This window comes from Microbulbifer maximicatervae (SeqCode) (assembly GCF_052467325.1).
Window position 1 is genome coordinate 3,382,187 of the sequence record NZ_CP174310.1, and the last position, 16,509, is coordinate 3,398,695.

General features: G+C 44.6%; 18 protein-coding genes. 11 read left to right on the top strand and 7 right to left on the bottom strand.

Annotation, left to right across the window (positions count from 1 at the left end; translation table 11 throughout):
• Positions 1–493: 493 nt before the first annotated feature.
• The 4 genes from ACJJIE_RS15035 (at position 494) to ACJJIE_RS15050 (ending at position 3,544) form a co-directional block, all read left to right on the top strand.
• Positions 494–967 carry a hypothetical protein gene (locus tag ACJJIE_RS15035; protein ID WP_444892217.1) on the top strand — a complete coding sequence of 158 codons (474 nt, stop codon included), beginning with the start codon at positions 494–496 and terminating at the stop codon, positions 965–967.
• Positions 968–1,623: 656 nt separating this feature from the next.
• The gene (locus ACJJIE_RS15040) at positions 1,624–2,058 is read left to right on the top strand and encodes a hypothetical protein (protein WP_444892218.1); all 435 of its coding nucleotides are present in this window, start codon (positions 1,624–1,626) and stop codon (positions 2,056–2,058) included.
• 229 nt (positions 2,059–2,287) lie between these two features.
• The gene (locus ACJJIE_RS15045) at positions 2,288–3,088 is read left to right on the top strand and encodes an MBL fold metallo-hydrolase (protein WP_444892219.1); all 801 of its coding nucleotides are present in this window, start codon (positions 2,288–2,290) and stop codon (positions 3,086–3,088) included.
• A 114-nt stretch (positions 3,089–3,202) separates the two neighbouring features.
• The gene (locus ACJJIE_RS15050; RefSeq protein ID WP_444892220.1) at positions 3,203–3,544 is read left to right on the top strand and encodes a hypothetical protein; all 342 of its coding nucleotides are present in this window, start codon (positions 3,203–3,205) and stop codon (positions 3,542–3,544) included.
• A 97-nt stretch (positions 3,545–3,641) separates the two neighbouring features.
• On the opposite strand, the gene csrA is transcribed toward ACJJIE_RS15050, so the two are convergent.
• On the bottom strand, positions 3,642–3,830 hold the full coding sequence (gene csrA / locus ACJJIE_RS15055) for a carbon storage regulator CsrA (protein WP_444892221.1): 189 nt from the start codon (positions 3,828–3,830) through the stop codon (positions 3,642–3,644).
• 1,094 nt (positions 3,831–4,924) lie between these two features.
• On the opposite strand from csrA, the gene ACJJIE_RS15060 reads away from it, so the two are divergent.
• The 7 genes from ACJJIE_RS15060 to ACJJIE_RS15090 all read left to right on the top strand — a co-directional run bounded on the left by ACJJIE_RS15060 (position 4,925) and on the right by ACJJIE_RS15090 (position 9,938).
• Positions 4,925–5,368, top strand: a complete 444-nt coding sequence (locus ACJJIE_RS15060) for a hypothetical protein (RefSeq protein ID WP_444892222.1) — start codon at positions 4,925–4,927, stop codon at positions 5,366–5,368.
• Between the two features lie 2 nt (positions 5,369–5,370).
• Positions 5,371–5,643, top strand: a complete 273-nt coding sequence (locus ACJJIE_RS15065) for a hypothetical protein (protein WP_413663592.1) — start codon at positions 5,371–5,373, stop codon at positions 5,641–5,643.
• 434 nt (positions 5,644–6,077) lie between these two features.
• Complete coding sequence (locus ACJJIE_RS15070; protein ID WP_444892223.1) at positions 6,078–7,040, top strand: alpha/beta hydrolase; 963 nt, start codon at positions 6,078–6,080, stop codon at positions 7,038–7,040.
• A 60-nt stretch (positions 7,041–7,100) separates the two neighbouring features.
• Complete coding sequence (locus ACJJIE_RS15075; protein ID WP_444892224.1) at positions 7,101–7,838, top strand: DUF1963 domain-containing protein; 738 nt, start codon at positions 7,101–7,103, stop codon at positions 7,836–7,838.
• A gap of 75 nt (positions 7,839–7,913) precedes the next feature.
• Positions 7,914–8,279, top strand: coding sequence for a hypothetical protein (locus ACJJIE_RS15080; protein ID WP_444892225.1), 366 nt, complete (start codon positions 7,914–7,916; stop codon positions 8,277–8,279).
• Between the two features lie 505 nt (positions 8,280–8,784).
• Positions 8,785–9,108 (top strand): DUF7674 family protein, encoded by a 324-nt coding sequence (locus ACJJIE_RS15085; protein ID WP_444892226.1) that lies wholly within the window; start codon positions 8,785–8,787, stop codon positions 9,106–9,108.
• Between the two features lie 170 nt (positions 9,109–9,278).
• Positions 9,279–9,938, top strand: a complete 660-nt coding sequence (locus ACJJIE_RS15090; RefSeq protein WP_444892227.1) for a hypothetical protein — start codon at positions 9,279–9,281, stop codon at positions 9,936–9,938.
• A 91-nt stretch (positions 9,939–10,029) separates the two neighbouring features.
• Here the strand turns inward: ACJJIE_RS15090 and gcvH are convergent, their stop codons facing one another.
• The 6 genes from gcvH to ACJJIE_RS15120 form a co-directional block, all read right to left on the bottom strand.
• The gene (gene gcvH / locus ACJJIE_RS15095; RefSeq protein ID WP_282930945.1) at positions 10,030–10,416 is read right to left on the bottom strand and encodes a glycine cleavage system protein GcvH; all 387 of its coding nucleotides are present in this window, start codon (positions 10,414–10,416) and stop codon (positions 10,030–10,032) included.
• 66 nt (positions 10,417–10,482) lie between these two features.
• A complete protein-coding gene (gcvT, locus tag ACJJIE_RS15100; RefSeq protein ID WP_444892228.1) occupies positions 10,483–11,571 on the bottom strand; it encodes a glycine cleavage system aminomethyltransferase GcvT in 1,089 nt (362 codons plus the stop codon).
• Positions 11,572–11,839: 268 nt separating this feature from the next.
• A complete protein-coding gene (locus tag ACJJIE_RS15105) occupies positions 11,840–12,955 on the bottom strand; it encodes a CNNM domain-containing protein (RefSeq protein ID WP_413663599.1) in 1,116 nt (371 codons plus the stop codon).
• Entirely contained in the window at positions 12,952–13,920 is a 969-nt protein-coding gene (locus ACJJIE_RS15110) for a rhomboid family intramembrane serine protease (protein ID WP_282930942.1), read from the bottom strand. The genes ACJJIE_RS15105 and ACJJIE_RS15110 overlap by 4 nt, the downstream gene beginning before the upstream one ends.
• 50 nt (positions 13,921–13,970) lie before the next feature.
• Positions 13,971–15,209 (bottom strand): UbiH/UbiF/VisC/COQ6 family ubiquinone biosynthesis hydroxylase, encoded by a 1,239-nt coding sequence (locus ACJJIE_RS15115; protein ID WP_444892229.1) that lies wholly within the window; start codon positions 15,207–15,209, stop codon positions 13,971–13,973.
• A gap of 50 nt (positions 15,210–15,259) precedes the next feature.
• Positions 15,260–16,498 (bottom strand): FAD-dependent monooxygenase, encoded by a 1,239-nt coding sequence (locus ACJJIE_RS15120; protein ID WP_444892230.1) that lies wholly within the window; start codon positions 16,496–16,498, stop codon positions 15,260–15,262.
• Positions 16,499–16,509: the final 11 nt, after the last annotated feature.

Below are 16,509 nucleotides of genomic sequence, written 5' to 3' on the forward strand. Positions count from 1 at the left end.
TTGAAAAATTGCCACAAAGCGTGGGCAGGACCTCCGGCAATAAGCACTTCCAGCCTTTTAGCATTGCGTTATGTATAGAGGCAATATTGGTGTTATCGGAAATCGAAAAATTTATATTAGATGGTGATGCATCTCATGAGCTTGTGTCGTTAGTAAAAATAGTAAAACCTGGATTGTCACTATTTATCCTACATATAATCATGAAGAAAGAAAATCCTTTAAATTTTCCAACATTCTAGAAGGATATGAGCAAGATTTACCTGATGAAGAGGATATACTTAAATATCCACCGCCTATTATTGGTTTTAATTGCAAAAGACTGTCGAGAGGTAATTGGAGCTTTTGCCTAAATACAGCAGATATTGAATGGTTTTTCTGATTGGCCGGAAAATACATATCAAAGCGCTCTTATTCGCCGCTACCATGGCTGGGGCTGCTGTTGCGTATCCGCTTCACAGCGGCTCCCAAAGCTTACTGTTATGACTACTAGATAATGAACATATTACCGGGTATTGGAATAGGTGAAATTAGGTACGGCATGGTAGAGAAAGAAATTATTTCTTTCTTCGGTAAGCCAGATCGAATTGACGAATCCGAGTATGTTGAGGACAACGGTGATTGGCATAGAGAATTATGGTATTCGCTTAGAAATTTAACTTTTACCTTCAATAATGATGATGGCTTTCGTTTGGGTACAATAACAGTTATGGGAGCTGGTTATTCATTATTTAAAAAGCAACTCTTCGGTTTAGGAGTCGAAGAAGTTTCAAGGTTAATTGCTAAAGATACTGGAGAAATAGCAAAGCTAGAAGACTGGTCTTCCGAAGAACTTCCAAATCACAAATGCTTAATTCACGATGGTTTGGGTATAATGTTTTGGTTTGACTATAATTACCTTACACAAATGCAGTGTAGCTATCTATTTAAGGCGGACAACAAAACAATTATATGGCCAGTAAACTCATAACAAGTTTGGCCAGCATCACCATGCAAAAAGCTGGCTGGGTCTCACTACATTCTGCTACTGCTAAAGGCGTTCAGGCGGTAGAAAAATTAATGTACATCTATGCCCCTCCAGGGAGAGCCAAATATTAACCACAGATAGTGGTTCTACGTGAACTCTGATTTAGCTTTCACTGATGAGTAAGCTATTTTTCACATACAAGCACAATACGGAAACAGGACTGAGTTTTTCTACACCCTCGTTAGGCATCATTATGTTTCGAAATACAATAGTCTTCGTTTTTGTAATGATCATCCTCACAGGGTGCTATAAACAAGTCTTTGATTACGATGCGTACGAGGGTATACCTATTGCAGAAGGCAAATTTTCGATTACAGTTCCGTCACCAGAAGCTCTTGAATCGGTGCTTCGCCCATTTTCAGATGCGTATGGATTCAAATTACAAGTTGCACGTACACATCCGACAGATCCAAACTTTCTAATCATGATGTGGCGACCAGACTCAAGTATCTTAGGTGTTAACCCATTTGGCGATTTCAACTTCTATATCTACCCAGCCAAAAAAAATGGAATATCACTTAAGGAGGTAAATAAGCTTGTCTCATACTTGGCTCACAAATTGGAGCAGGAAATGCCTAACAAAAAGAGGCACACGAACTATGAATGTACCATCGGAAAGCGATTGGGGAAATTACCGGGATGACCTCGATTCTGAATATGCACACAGAATTTTTGCTGGAAAAACGAACGATCAAGTTCAGTTAGAGTTTCGCCGGTGTGTTCTTGAACGGGCTTCCGAACTTAGCTTTATGCCAATTAAACCATTTCAATACTATATGCTTGGTTTTAAACAATTTATTGAGAAAGGTGATTTCGAGCAGTTCGATGCTCCAGATGCGGCAAACTGCTTTATTAGCCTTGTGGAGCAAATGCTTATGACGAAGCCAAATTTTATAAAGCCAATTTTGACTGATCTCATGCCCACACTAGAGTTCGTCTCAGAAAATCAACTAGAGTACGAAGCGGACATTACTATTTACGGGTTCTTTCCGGTAAAGTTAGACCACATAAAAGAGCTCGCACAAAATGTTTAACAAAAACAGGCAGGTTGCTCCGACCGGTCCTGCTATAGGAGTTATAGTGTAAGACTTACCCACGGTTAGTAGATACCCTGTATAGTCAGGTTTAGACCTAACACGGAGGTACATCTAAATTACGTAAGGTAAGAAAAATTTTGGAATCTAAGCCCACAATAGGTGATTATCATTTCTTACGGCGTTTAACATATCGATGAAATTTGACTGAAATGTAAAAGGATTAGCTTTGAATATTTTTAAAGTTCTGCTTTCAATAATATTTATACTTATCAGCCCCACTGCTTCATCAGGTATAGTTAAGATGAAGATATCTAAAAAATTATATATCTTAAGCGGGAAAGAGTATGGTACTAATATCGGTTTAATAGCCGTAGAAAATGGCTTGATATTAATTGATCCGATGCCGGGAGATAATCATCTGAGTGAATTAGACCAAGTAATTCAGTCGATCTACAATAAGCCTGTTATTTTTATCTTAAATACACATTCACACTCTGATCACACTGGGGGCAATAAGTATTTTGAAGGTAAAGGTGGAAAGCTTCTAAAGGGTGACATTCCTCTAGAAGGGTTTACTCACATTAGAGTTGAGTCTCATTCATCGATTGACAATATATTTTATCATAAGGAGAGTAACGCAATATTTGTTGGTGACATTTTTGATACTAGCTGGCACCCCACATTTTATGCTGGTGGAATTAAAGGCTTCAGCAACGCAATTGATACTATTTTAAATATGGGTGATGATCAAAGCTTAATCATACCCGGACATGGTGTCACTGCCAATAAATCATCCCTAATTGAATTTAGAGAAAATACTTTTGCATGGATAAATAGAGTTCGAGAACTTTACCATAAAGAATCAGATCTAGAGAAAATAATGGCGGACACACAATTAAAGAATATTTTACAGAAATTCAACGCGAGCGATAAAGCCACATTTATACCTGAAAAGTCTTACAAAAGATTCATAGAGAGAACAATCTCCGTGATAGATAATGAAGAGAGTTTGCAACAAGCTCATTGATAGGGTGAGCTTTAGCACCCTTCTTTTGTTATTATTCTTATGAGGAAGAACCCTTCACTGTAAAACTTGTTAAGTACAAGAGCCTACGCTCTCTTGAATGTCTTGGTATTTGATTTGAAGAAACTATTTATTTTTACCATTACACTCCTACTTGCACTTGCTGCATATTATCTTACTTTTACAGCTTTCTATGAGTCATGGTTCCCTTATTATTATGAGGAATATCTTTCATACTTCTTCTTAGCTGGACTAGCAATAGTTGTATTATTACCATTCGCCATTGCAGCCACTTCAGACCAAAAAAATGGCCTGGGTTATATTTCTAAGTACGCCAATTCAGCAACGAAGGTTCATTTAGCTGTAGTTATCTTATCTATGTTAATTTTAGCTTATATGATGTTCAATGGCGTTTTACTAAATGAGGCCGGTGTTTATCAAGCAGTACCATCAGGGTGAATAGACGTCACTAGCAACGGCACCTGGCACCAATACCGCAGCTCTGCTAAGGTTTTGATGCCGATGCTTTGAGTGTTCCACAATTAGGGCCAAGTTCTCAACAGTTTCTATTCCCCTGCACCCTTCCCTTCTGAACACGTATGTAAATTTCTTCACGGTGAACTGGAAGTGATTTGGGAGCTTGTATTCCTATCTTTACCTGATATCCCTTAACTTCCAATACTGTGATTGAGACATTGGCTCCGATCCTTAGGTTTTCACCAGTTCTGCGCTTTAAGATCAACATAATTCTATTCTCTGATATTCAAGCCATGGGTAGACTTTTATTGATGGACGGCTGAGAAACTAATCTGTTGAAGAATGCAGGGGGAGCGCGAGAACGATAGGCATAGAAGAAGAAAAGGCGGACGCAACGCTCCCAGAGCTTGGGGAGTCTCTCCAAGCCGCTGGATGTACTCGACTTTATTGAAGACGAGCGGGTTTCTAGCGTATGATCCATATAGCCACTTTGATAGGTATGTTATCAATTTGGTTAGCTGGCCCCAGGTGTTCCCGCACCTTGGGTCAGCGCCTTTTACTTACTCTTACGTCACGCTACCGTTCTCCTTTGAGAGGGTGAATCTTTTATAAAATCTTATTCTATTGAGTTTCTTTGGTTATAGGCCTTCAAAAAGCGTCCTATTTACGACCAAAATACCAATAAATTTCCATCGATTTTACGCAGATTTGACACTGAAACAAACTTAATAAATTTCAATAAGATCATTTTTGTGCCTATTTTTTGTAAGTTACCGCCTTGGAAAATATCGGCTTATGTAGAAAATGGCCAATCGTATTGGCAATCTTTAATGGCCTTTACGTTAGAACCTCAAGACACAAGACAATCAACAATAAATACGTAAACGTACTCCTCATTTCAAAAGAGAAAGGCTAAGTATCTTCTGAGTATTGGATATATTGCCGTGGGTTTTATGCGACTTACCCATTGGCATTCGCACTCTGATTTTCGGCCAGTAATTTAGGGGGGATATCCTGCATGATCGTACCTATTTACAAGTTCAATGCCCCTGAAAACTTATTAATTACTCTTCTTAAGCCGTCTGTTTTGGCTGGGTGCTACTTATCATACATTCTGATATTACAAATATTGCAGCAAGTATTGTAAGTCATTAATTTATAACGTTTTTTTCTTAAAGAGGGCTCAAGGCGAATATACTGTACACGTGATATGGCACTGGAATATTCTTCAATCGATACTGGTTATTACATTAGTGGGTATCTTTCTCTGATTTGAGTCGTTTTCCGTTCTCTGGGCATGCTGATAAATGATATGATTTCCTCCACTTTCGATTATACGAATAGACCAGCCAAGGAGAGTAAATGGTCAGTCAGAGAATTAACTATTTGCAGATAGCAGGGATACTTACTGTATTGGCTGCTTTAGTTCATATTGGGTGTATAGTATTTGGTGGTGATTGGTATCGGTTTCTCGGTGCCGGTGAACATATGGCTCAACTAGCTGAAAGTGGCCACCCCTACCCAACTATTGTAACTAGCGTAATTTCAGCCGTTCTACTGCTTTGGGCTAGCTATGCTTTTTCTGGAGCGGGTTTAATTGTTAGGTTACCGCTAGTTCGGCTTGGCCTAATACTAATCTCAACGATATTTTTAGCTCGTGCGCTGGGTTTTTATTTCATAATGCCAGCCTTCCCAGATAATTCGCTAACTTTCTGGCTAACCAGCTCAGGCATATGTTTAATCCTCGGCTTAACCTATTCGCTTGGTTTAATACAGAGATGGAACCTAATTGGCGGAAAGGCCTAACAATGGGTGTGTTACTAGAAAATTTTATTCGTGAAGAACTCTCCGAGCGCTTGATTGGGCGCATTGAAGCGACTGTTGAAGAAGCTAAGCTTAACCCATCGATAGCTTTTAGAGAGTTTAATGGAAATGTTTATGACCTTGTATTTAATTTTGAAAAATCAGAAGTAAGTGTAAATAGTGTCTTAGATGCTAGTTCAACCGGCACTGAGAACTTGTCAATAGATGTATTTTTATTAGCAATAGGGTCCAATCTTAATTGTTACGTAAATTTGTAAAACTTAAATTTCTAGTTCTTATAGCATGTACCGCTTTAATTATAAGTTGTGGTGGAAACACGTGCACAGCACAATCTGATAAAGTGGTCGCAGCAAAGCGTTTGACTAATGAACAGTTAACATCTCTCTATCATTCATCACTAGAGCTTATGGATAGCTCTGAAAATATAATACTTACAGGCGATCAGATTCCGGCTATATTTTCAAATACAATTAGTCCAACTCTTATTCGGGTGAAGTCGAAATCTATCTGGCTGTACCTAGAGGCATGTAGCTTTGACAATAAAGTGGTTATCTTTATTAATGCTCCATCTGTGCTCAGTAGGGGTAATATCACAATAAGGTGGGGAGAAGGCCCAACCACACAATCTATTGAGCTTTGGCATCAAGTGTAACAGGTAAGAGTATTATCTTTCCCTATATCATTAAAGATTATGATTAAGAAATTGATATTAGCATTTATGAGCAGCATAGCTATTGGCTGTTCCACAGTAGTTACAGAATATATTGAGCGGTCTAATAGCTTTGATTTTACAGAGATTGTTTCTTTCGATAATATTGAAACTTATGGGTTTAAGAACAACCGGTATTGCTCTACAGAGCATAAAGTATGCACAAACTACCTTCTAGGGGATCCACTTGAAAACAAGAAGCTTCGCTATACGGTTTCCCTGGAATCATTTAGCGGTGCGGAAAGCACTGTTAGTTTAGACATTTTAAAAAGCTCACTACCTGAATTACATTCAGGAACAGTTGTTCTTATACATGGTTTTAGGGCATCTAAAGAGTTTATGCTGAATTCGGCTCTGTACTTCAGAATGTTAGGCTTTAGAGTTATAGTCCCTGACTTATTAGGGCATGGTGAGTCTGATGAGGATAAAGAATACGGTGTTGGTGATAGTAAAATAGTCAACGAAATTATCAACAAATATGAAAATAAAACCCTGTATATTGTTGGTAACTCTATGGGTGGTACAACTGCAATGCACATTTCTACTTTAAGAAATGACATTGATGGAATAATACTACAAGCTCCAATGCTTCGATTTGATAAGGCAGTTTTAAATTATACTAAAGCTAACTTTCCGAGTATGACAATGCTTTTCTCAGAGGAAAGCATCAAGCAAGGAGCATTAGATAGTTTAGTTAGAGCCGATATCATTCCTGAAGACACGGACATTAAGCCAATTATTGTATCTTCTAGTGTACCTATAATTATTTTTGCATCTACTTCAGATTCTATTGCTCCACACAGCAGCTATAGCGATCTAGAATCGAATGGTGTTTCAATTGTAAAAGTTGACGACCGAAACCACCCAAGTATGTCAATAATTGGTGACAATGAAAGTCGGGAGTTAGTTCACTGGCTTGGTAATCTAACACACAAATCCAAGTGATGCTTACAATCTGACTGACTTATTAATAAGATTCTTTTAACTTGCGTGAGGTATTAAATTTTGTCTGAAATTGATTGGGAGAAATATTGGGAAGAGTTAAAAAGCAAACTCAGCCCCTATAGAAAAATCGCGTGGGAACCTCAAACACAAGAGCAAGTGACTGAAATATCAGATTCTAAATTTTGTGGAATGCCACTACTTACAGCAGAAGGCTGGCCTGAGTGTGGAAATTGCAATGAACCTATGCAACTCTTTGTACAATTGAATTCTAAAGATCTCCCAGAGGCTTCAAATACCCCTTTTGGAGATGGAATATTACAAGTTTTCTATTGTGTTAACGAAAATTCAAGCTGCGAGGCTGACTGTGATACGTGGGCTGCAAATTCAAAAGCTACACTATTAAGGATATTGCCACTAAATACTCCGACTCAAACAGAAGTTACATTAACCCCTTCTTCAGATTATCCAGAATTAAAAATAACTGGTTGGGAAGAGTTAGAAGACTACCCAGATACATTTGAGCTCGAGGAGTTAGGTGTAGAGCTATCAGAAGATGAAGAAGATTTTCTATGCGAAGACGAAGTTCCATTCTCAGGTGAAAAGTTACTGGGGTGGCCGCATTGGGTGCAGGGAATTGAATATCAATCCTGCAAGATATGTAATAAACAAATGCAGTTTATCTTTCAAATAGACTCCTCAGGAAATATTCCTTATATGTTTGGAGATTCTGGATGCGCACATATTTCACAGTGCACAGAACATAAGGAACAATTAGCAATGGCATGGGCTTGCTGTTAATAATGGAATTAATATGATGCCCTTTATTCAAATCTATTTACAAAAAATTATTATAACCTTACAGGAAAGACCAGAGTGCTTTATAAAAAATTGAACAAGAAAGCTATAGCCTGGGGCTTGATTAGTTTCAGTATTCTTTGGGTCATGCTGACTCTGATGATAAATTTTCTAGACGTGCCACTTAGCTCTACAGGGGTACTCCTAGTTTTATCGTCCATTCTCTCAGGCATAGTGGTGGTAAAACGTGGTGCTCAGGCCCCTTTAATCAACGCTGCAATCTCTGGTGGCATTGCTGGATTGTTTCTATATATCTTGACTGTTCCCTTTTTCGGTATGGATCTGTGGAGCCTGATTTATTCTTTAGTAGTTACTACGGGGGGATTTGTGGTAGGTGCTACTCTTTGGCTGGGCGCCTCTTTTTTTGTAAAGCTACGCAACTAAGTTTCCTCTTTACTGGGGAATAGCACATAAAACAAGTTTGTACCAAGACAATTGAAAATTTAGGTAAGTAATGAAAGCTGTTGTCGCAGAAAAAACTGCCTTGATAGTTCAGCAATTAAGTATGATTATGGATTCACACTTGTACTATCTCAAAGAAGTTTTAGATGAAAAAAATTTATTAGTATATGTAAAAAATTCGGAAAGGTAATGAGAGAAGCTCATTTGCAAATACTTGATCCAATATGGAAAGCCCACCCTGAGCTATTAACTGAAGAACTGGGAGGAGAATACAAAATTGTTAAAATATGTATTTATAGCTTCAATCGCTTGTTAAAAAATATGCATACAATGACTCGGAGTCCTAACTTGAAAAACCGTATACAAGCCACTCTGAACTCCCAGTAAACTATTTGCTATTTATCACTACACTATGCCGTATGGAACACATGACTCCACATGAATTTATCAATAGCCTTTTAGAAGCCTGCCCTGATATCGACTCGGAGTGGCAGGAGCACTTGATTTTTGGGACGGTGATATACCTGGATTCTATAATGACATAAGCGTAATCGTTCATTACGTACTTTCAAAATATAGAGATAATGACTTTCAGGATCTTGAAAATGTAGCCTTAGTTGTTGACCTTGGTCTTAACTCAGGGAATCCAGAAACATCGGAGCTTGTATTAATTGGGTTTCTAGAAGGTATATTATTCGTCGGATCACATGAAAATCTATCTCCCATAAATCATAAGCACTGGTTGCGTGAACGATCCTATTGTGCGCTTGTCAATTTGAGCGAGGCATTCGAAAGTCTAAATAACAAGTAATGAGCAATATTCACTATACATATTAGGTCTAACGTACCAGATTCTTGCCAAATGATTTCAAATAATTATCTAGCTCCAGTGATACACTATAAAGGCGCCCATTTATTTAAAACTCACTAGAAGTTTGTGCGCAATGATGAACCATCGCATATAAAACAAGGAATGAAATCGTGCTAAAAAAGATAGCGCTTCTCGCACTAGCTACAATGATCACTGCCTGTGTTTCACCTATTCCGTTACAGGAGCAGTCCGCAAAAGCAGAGTACACAACTAAAGAACCTGTTTTAATTTCTGTTATTGATCAGCGCAAACGTGTTCAAGAAGGGAAAGATAAGAACTTTATAGGTAAAGCCCACGTTTCATTTGGTATCCCGGTTGATTGGCATGTTAATCAGGTGTTAGCTACAGAGCCGGGAGATAAAGAAAAGAATCTTGCTCAGTTTCTACAAAGCCGATTGACTCACGGCTTTAATGAAACGGGCTGGAATACCACAGCAGTAGATTTAGATGAAGTGCCGAGTGATGAAGCCATCAAAGCCTTGATGGAAGAAAATAACACCGAAAAAATGATTAGTCTTGTGCTTAATGAGTGGTATTTCAGTGTTAACTTGAACTGGGTTTCAGCATTCAACTTCGACACGAATACCGACATCCTCGTATACAGCCTGGAAGAAGGGAAGTTACTTGCCAAGAATATTGCTGAAAGGGATGTCGTTGATGAGCAGGCTAGTGAATCTCCACAAAACAATATCTTGCGGGCCTATAAAGCTCAGCTAGATCAGATTGTGAATGATGAGGAAGTTCGCAACGCAGTATCGTTTGATCAATAAGCGGAAATTGATTTAGGCGCTTATAAAACAAAAAAGGCTGTGGGGATTAGCCACAGCCTTTTTTAATATGCTTTTCAGCACATTCGCTCTATTAGTCTTCAGACTCTGAACGATATGTGTCTGCATCCAGCATATTGTCCAGCTCGCTCACGTCGGAGGGCTTGATGCGGAAGAACCAGCCATCGTCGTAAGGAGAGGAGTTTACAGTTTCCGGAGCTTCTTCCAGAGCTTCATTGACAGCAACGACTTCACCGGAAACCGGGGAGTAGATATCGCTGGCAGCTTTAACGGATTCAACTACACCTGCCTCGTCACCAGCAGCCAGGTTGGTGCCCACTTCTGGAGTCTCAACGTAAACCACATCACCCAGGGCATCTTGAGCGTGATCGCTGATGCCGATGGTTACGGTGCCGTCCTCTTCCAGGCGTGCCCACTCGTGGCTGGAGAGGTATTTCAATTCATTGCGGATTTCGCTCATGCTGTTATCCCTTGATTAAGCATCTAAGTTTATTGTCTTAGTGACGCGTACACCTCTGGGCGACGCTTAAATAACTGACTTGCCGTTGCGTACGAAGCAGGGCTTAACCACCTTGACTGGCTGCAGTTTCTTACGGATTTCCACCTGTGCGGTATCACCAACACTCACCGGAACTCGCGCCAAGGCGATAGAGTAACCCAGTGTGGGGGAGAAAGTGCCGCTGGTAATGATACCCCGGTCATCACTATCGTCTACCACTACCGGTTGACCTGCGCGCAATACACCGCGCTCTTCCAGCACCAGGCCTACAAGCTTGTGCTTAACGCCATCGGCTTTTTCCTGCTCCAGAATACCACGGCCGATAAAGTTGCGGCTCTCCGGTGCCCAGGCAACCGTCCAGGCCATGTTGGCAACCAGCGGAGAGGTCTCATCGTCCATCTCATGCCCGTACAGGTTCATACCCGCTTCCAGGCGCAGGGTGTCGCGTGCACCCAGTCCACAAGGGGAAACGCCCGCTTCGGCCAGGGCGCGCCAGAAACCACTGGCGTCTTCGCCCGGCAACATAATTTCCAGGCCATCTTCACCGGTGTAACCGGTGCGCGCTATGAACCAGCCACCCCGGGCAACGCTTTGGAAAACTTTCAGTGCGTCAATCGCGGCAGTCCAATCAATGCCCAAAACCTCTTTGGTTTTCTCGATGGCATTGGGGCCCTGGATAGCGACCATCGCTACATCCGGGCACTCTGTCAGGGTCACATCGAAGGACTCTGCCTGCTTGCGCATCCACGCCAGGTCTTTCTCGCGAGTTGCACAGTTAACAACCACTCGATAGCCGGGATCGCGCAGGTAGACGATCAGGTCGTCAATCACACCGCCTTTGTCATTGAGCATGCCTGTGTAAAGGGCCTTACCCGGGTTGCCATCCAGCTTGGCCACATCATTGGCCAGCAGGTAGCGCAGGTAGTCGCGAGCTTGGGCGCCATCTACGTCGACCACGGTCATATGGGAGACATCGAACATCCCCGCATCGGTGCGCACCTTGTTGTGCTCATCCAGCTGCGAACCGTAGTGCAGCGGCATGTCCCATCCACCGAAATCCACCATTTTGCCGCCCATAGCGACATGCGTGTCATACAGAGGAGTTCTATTTCCCATTTTTAAAATCTCAGTCCGTCAGGTTCCGAAGCGGCGTATTCTAGCGGCTTGGGTACCGGCCTTGCCAGCGGGGCAGGCGCGGCAATATATATGCTCTGCAAGCCTAGCAGGCATTGGTAGTAAAACCTGTCCAGGTTCACAGAGGCCGTCAAAGATTCCGCTGGCGCTCTATCCTGCTTTAGCTCGCGTTAGGGAATCGGGCAATACCCAATACCCACTGTGTTGGGCCAGCGCAGAAATGATCACTTTTCAACCAATAAAGCTCTTATCAGTCGCTGCCCCGGTCGCGCCCTTGACCAGCCTCTTCCGCGTTCTCTTCTGTGTTTGCGGATTCGTCGACTTTGAGGCCGTACTTCTTCGATCTCCAGCGCCACAAACGCTTAGCCAACTCCTGGCGGTCGGGTGTTTTATCTGCCTCGTCGACAATTTCTTCCCCGAGCAGGGTCTCCAGCAGATCCTCCAGGGTCACCAAGCCCTCGAGACTGCCATATTCATCCATAACCGCACTAATCTGCACGCGGCGGGACAGCATTTTCTGGAACGCTTGGTAAATAGTGGCTGTTTCCGGCAGGATCAACATTTCACGGCGATAATCCGCCAGAGTTTTCTGGTGCTCACCTTTCGCGTAGGCCAGCAATAGCTCCTGTCGCAATACAAAACCCACCACACAATCCGGGTCGCGATTTTCATAGACCGGGATTCGGGAGAAACGCCCTTTCTCTGCATCCTCGTAGGCCTCTTCCACAGTGATGTCCTGCGGCAGGGAGAAGACCACTGTGCGGGGAGTCATCACCTCGCGTACTGAGTGGTCTCGCAGGGTGAAGAACAGGTTGCGCAGGATGCTGGACTCCCGCTGCTCCAACTGCCCTTCGGCCTCGCCAATTTCCGCCATAATGGCGAACTCATCGCGGCTAAAGCCCGTCAGGGTTGGGCCGTGGGACAGGCCTTTGGTCAACCACTCGGACATTTTTACAAACGGGTGGAGTAACCAAACCAGGCCGCGCAATACATAAGCGGTAGTGGGGGCCAGTTGGCGCCAGTACACGGCTCCCAGTGTCTTGGGGATAATTTCAGAAAAAACCAGGATCAACAGAGTCAGGATCGCTGATGCGATACCCAGGTATTCATTGCCAAAAACCGCTGCTGCCTGGGCACCGGCACCTGCAGCACCCGCTGTGTGCGCGACGGTATTCAGGGTGAGGATAGCGGCCAGGGGGGCATTAATATCGGATTTTAATTTGCGCAGCAAAGACCCCGCTTTATGCCCTTCCCGCTCCATTAGGCGCACGTATGGCGTTGTTACGCTGAGAATAACCGACTCGGCTATCGAGCACAGAAAAGAAAAGCCAAGGGCAATAAAAATGTAGGTTATCAGTAAAATCATAATTCTCGAGCGTAAATATCACCAGAATAAAAGTTTCGCGCTCCACCTATTGCGCAATAAATCAGTCCACTCAGCAATCCACTGAGTAGCCCTCCAACATTTGCTGGGTTGGCAAAATTAACCCCCAAGATGAAACCAAATATCCCCAACGCACTTAGAACAAGCCAAGCAGTCATTACGAGTAAAATACTCCTAGGAATATCCTGCCAAGCAGGTTGCCAACGCTGAACTACCAAAGCAAAACCAACAAGTGTGTAAATTACTCCCGACATGCCGGCAAAATAGGACTGTGGAGCCCACAAGAACTGTGTGAGGTTTGCCACAAGCCCTCCAAGCACCACCAACGCAATTAAAACTGAGGCCCCTCCTCGAACTTCAATTGGCCGGGCTAAAATCCATAAGGCTAAAGCATTCATAAGGGCCTGCAAGAATGAAAAATGTACAATTGCAGGGCTCCACAACCTCCAATACTCACCTTCCTGCAAGTGCTTGGCCAATGTTGACTGACCAACGCTAGTGCCAGCCGGGTCAGGAGTAATTAAAAGCAAGCCCGCCAAGCTACTAGTGAATAAAAACCACCCCAGAAAACAAAGAGCAATTAACAGAAAAGTGAAAGGGGTACTATCCAGAGGGAAGCTTGGTATATAGTAAGTCCTCTCACCCCTTTCAGAATCTGGCTCGCTACTCTCCTTGCCTTCAGATTCATTTAACTCTGAATCCACTTCATTAATTTCCAAATCCCGGATCAACTGAGAAAAATAAAAATCAAGATCTATTTTTTCAGTATCCCAGTGACTAATCAGTGGCCTTAAGAGTTCCGCCAATTTAGTATCTTCGGCGATTACGCATTGTTGTTTGCCTTTTTCAATAATTCGTACTGGCAAACCGTGACTTTGTATAAAACGGGCTAATTCCGTCAATTCTTTCTCCATCGGGAAAGAATAAACGGTTATCCATTGGCTCACTTATCACAACCTTTTTTCTAATAGAATCTGAGTCAAAATCCGAGCTACAACTAAACCGCCATAGCCCGCATAATAATCCGCTTCTTTAACATGGGGCTTGCATCTACCATGCTCAACCCAGTGTTACGCAGCCAGCGCCAGTGCACATCGCCAGCACCGAACAAAGACTTAAAGGCGCTCATCGCTTTCATAGTGGCGGCGTTGTCGCCGCGACGGCGGCGTTCGTAACGGGCCAATACCGAGGAGTGAGAGGGCTCCAGGCCGCGTGCCATAGCGCGGTCAATTTCATCTGCCAGCACCCGTACATCCTGCAGTCCAAGATTTACACCCTGGCCCGCGAGGGGGTGGATACTGTGGGCGGCGTCTCCCACCAATACAGCGCCAGGGCCGCGATAACGTTCCGCATGGCGCGCGCGCAAGGGGAAGGAAAAGCGCTCACTGACGGATTCCACTTTGCCCAAGCGGCTCTCAAAGGCTTTTTCCAGGTTCAGGGCAAAGGCCTGGTCATCCAGCATCAATAGCTCCTGCGCCAGCGCTTCATCCGCAGACCAAACCACGGCGCAGTGATTGTCATCCCCCAACCCCGCGAGAGGTAAAAATGCCAGTGGACCCGTTTGTAAAAAACGCTGCCAAGCGGTGTGACGGTGAGATTTCTCACTGCGCGCGACACACACCAACGCAGTTTGATGGTAATCGGTATCCTGGGAGCGGATATGCAGTAAGTCCCGCACTTTAGAGCGGGCGCCATCGGCACCGATTAGCAGGCGGGTGCGCACTATCTCAGGTTGCTCGCGCAGCCCATCCTCTTCATTTAAGCGATCTTCACCGCGGGGCTGTAAATGCCAGAGTCCGCAGTCGCGCCACCAGCTCTCCAGGCGAAAACCATTGACCAATTCCACGTTTGGCAGGGTTTCCAGCCGTGCTCTTAACGCGGCGACAATGACATTATTCTCGACGATATGACCGAGATTCGGCAGCTGCACATCGCGGCTGTTAAAGCTTACTGAGCCGGTTCCATCTGCATCCCAAACCCGCATTTCCACATAGGGGCAGGCGCGGCGGCTGGCAATATCATCCCAGGCTCCCACCTCTTCGAGCAGCTCGCGGGAGGCCTGTGTCAGGGCAACCACGCGGGGTTCATACTGCGGTGACAATTGCAGCGTTGTTTCCGGGGACGCCTCCAGCAAGGCCAGACGCATGCCCGGGTGCCGAACTGCCAGCAGCGCTGCCTGGGCCATGCCCACCATGCCTGCACCCACAATGGCAAAATCCAAACGATGTCTGTTCATAAAAGCCAATTCCGCTGAAGTGGCAGTAGCCGTCCCCGACCCTGCACCTTTTAAAGCCCAAATCCCGCCGCTTGACTGACAAATTCCCGGCGCAGCGGCGGGACCATTGTAAGGCCGAGCATTCCCAACTGACGAATTCCCTGTTGTAGCCAGCCGGAAGAGGAAAACAGTGTGGGAATACGGTCACTGAATCCAATCGTCAATTGCTGGTCCAGCTGGCGCATCTCTCCGTATTTCTGCAGGAAATCGAGCCGCCCTGGCAATGTATCCGACGTCACTGTCGACAGGGCTTGTGCCAATCCATAACAGTCCCGCAGAGTCAGGTTAAAACCCTGCCCTGCTACTGGGTGCAGAAAGTGGGCGCAATTGCCCATCAACACCACATTCCGGCGCCACTGTTCCTGGGCGATCGATAAACTCAGTGGATACCCCTGAACAGCTCCTACCTTAATAAAACGTCCGGCACGCCAGCCAAATACCTGCTGCAGTTTTTTCAGGCGTTCAGCCTCAGGCATTACACCGACACGCTCAGCTTCTGCTTCTTCGCAAGCCCACACTAGTGCCGCGCGGTGCTGCCCGTCTCTATCTGGCAGAGGCAAAAGTGCCATGGGCCCCATTCGGGTGAAGCGCTCGTAAGCCACACCTTGGTGAGGCTGTTGCAGAGCGACCGTAGCGACCAGTGCTCTCTGAGGGTACTTAACCGAGCTGATTTCTATTCCCAACTGGCGGCAAAGGGGGGAGTTCACCCCATCGGCAACGACCACCAATCCGCAGGACAGTGCCTGATCGGGGAAATTATCCTCGGATCGCCACAACAGGTTTGCGCCCGCAGAGGTCATGGTAATGTCAGTAACCTGCGCCGGCGCTAATAATTGGGTGGAAGTGCTAGTCAGTGCACTGTGGAGAATCGGGCCCAGCGCTGCATTTTCTATCACTGCGCCCAGAATGCCCTCAAAGTTGACTCCCTGTCCCTCACGGGTCGAGAGGGCGGCGCCAAATGCATGCCCCCGATCACTCACATGAATACGATCAATCGGGGCGCTGTAGGCTTGCAGAGCAGGCCAGAGTCCAAGCTCCGCAAACAACTGCAAGCTGCCTGCGGCAATGGCCGTGGCTCGCGTGTCGAAACTCGGCAACTGAATACTGGCAGCGGCATCCGGCAGTGCTCTCTGCTCTAGGAGCGCCACACTGAGTTGAGGACAAAAATGTGACAACATCAATGCCAGGCTGGCTCCCGCCATACCGCCACCGACAATGGCCACATCTACTTTACGCGCCGACTCACCCATCCCAATTCCCC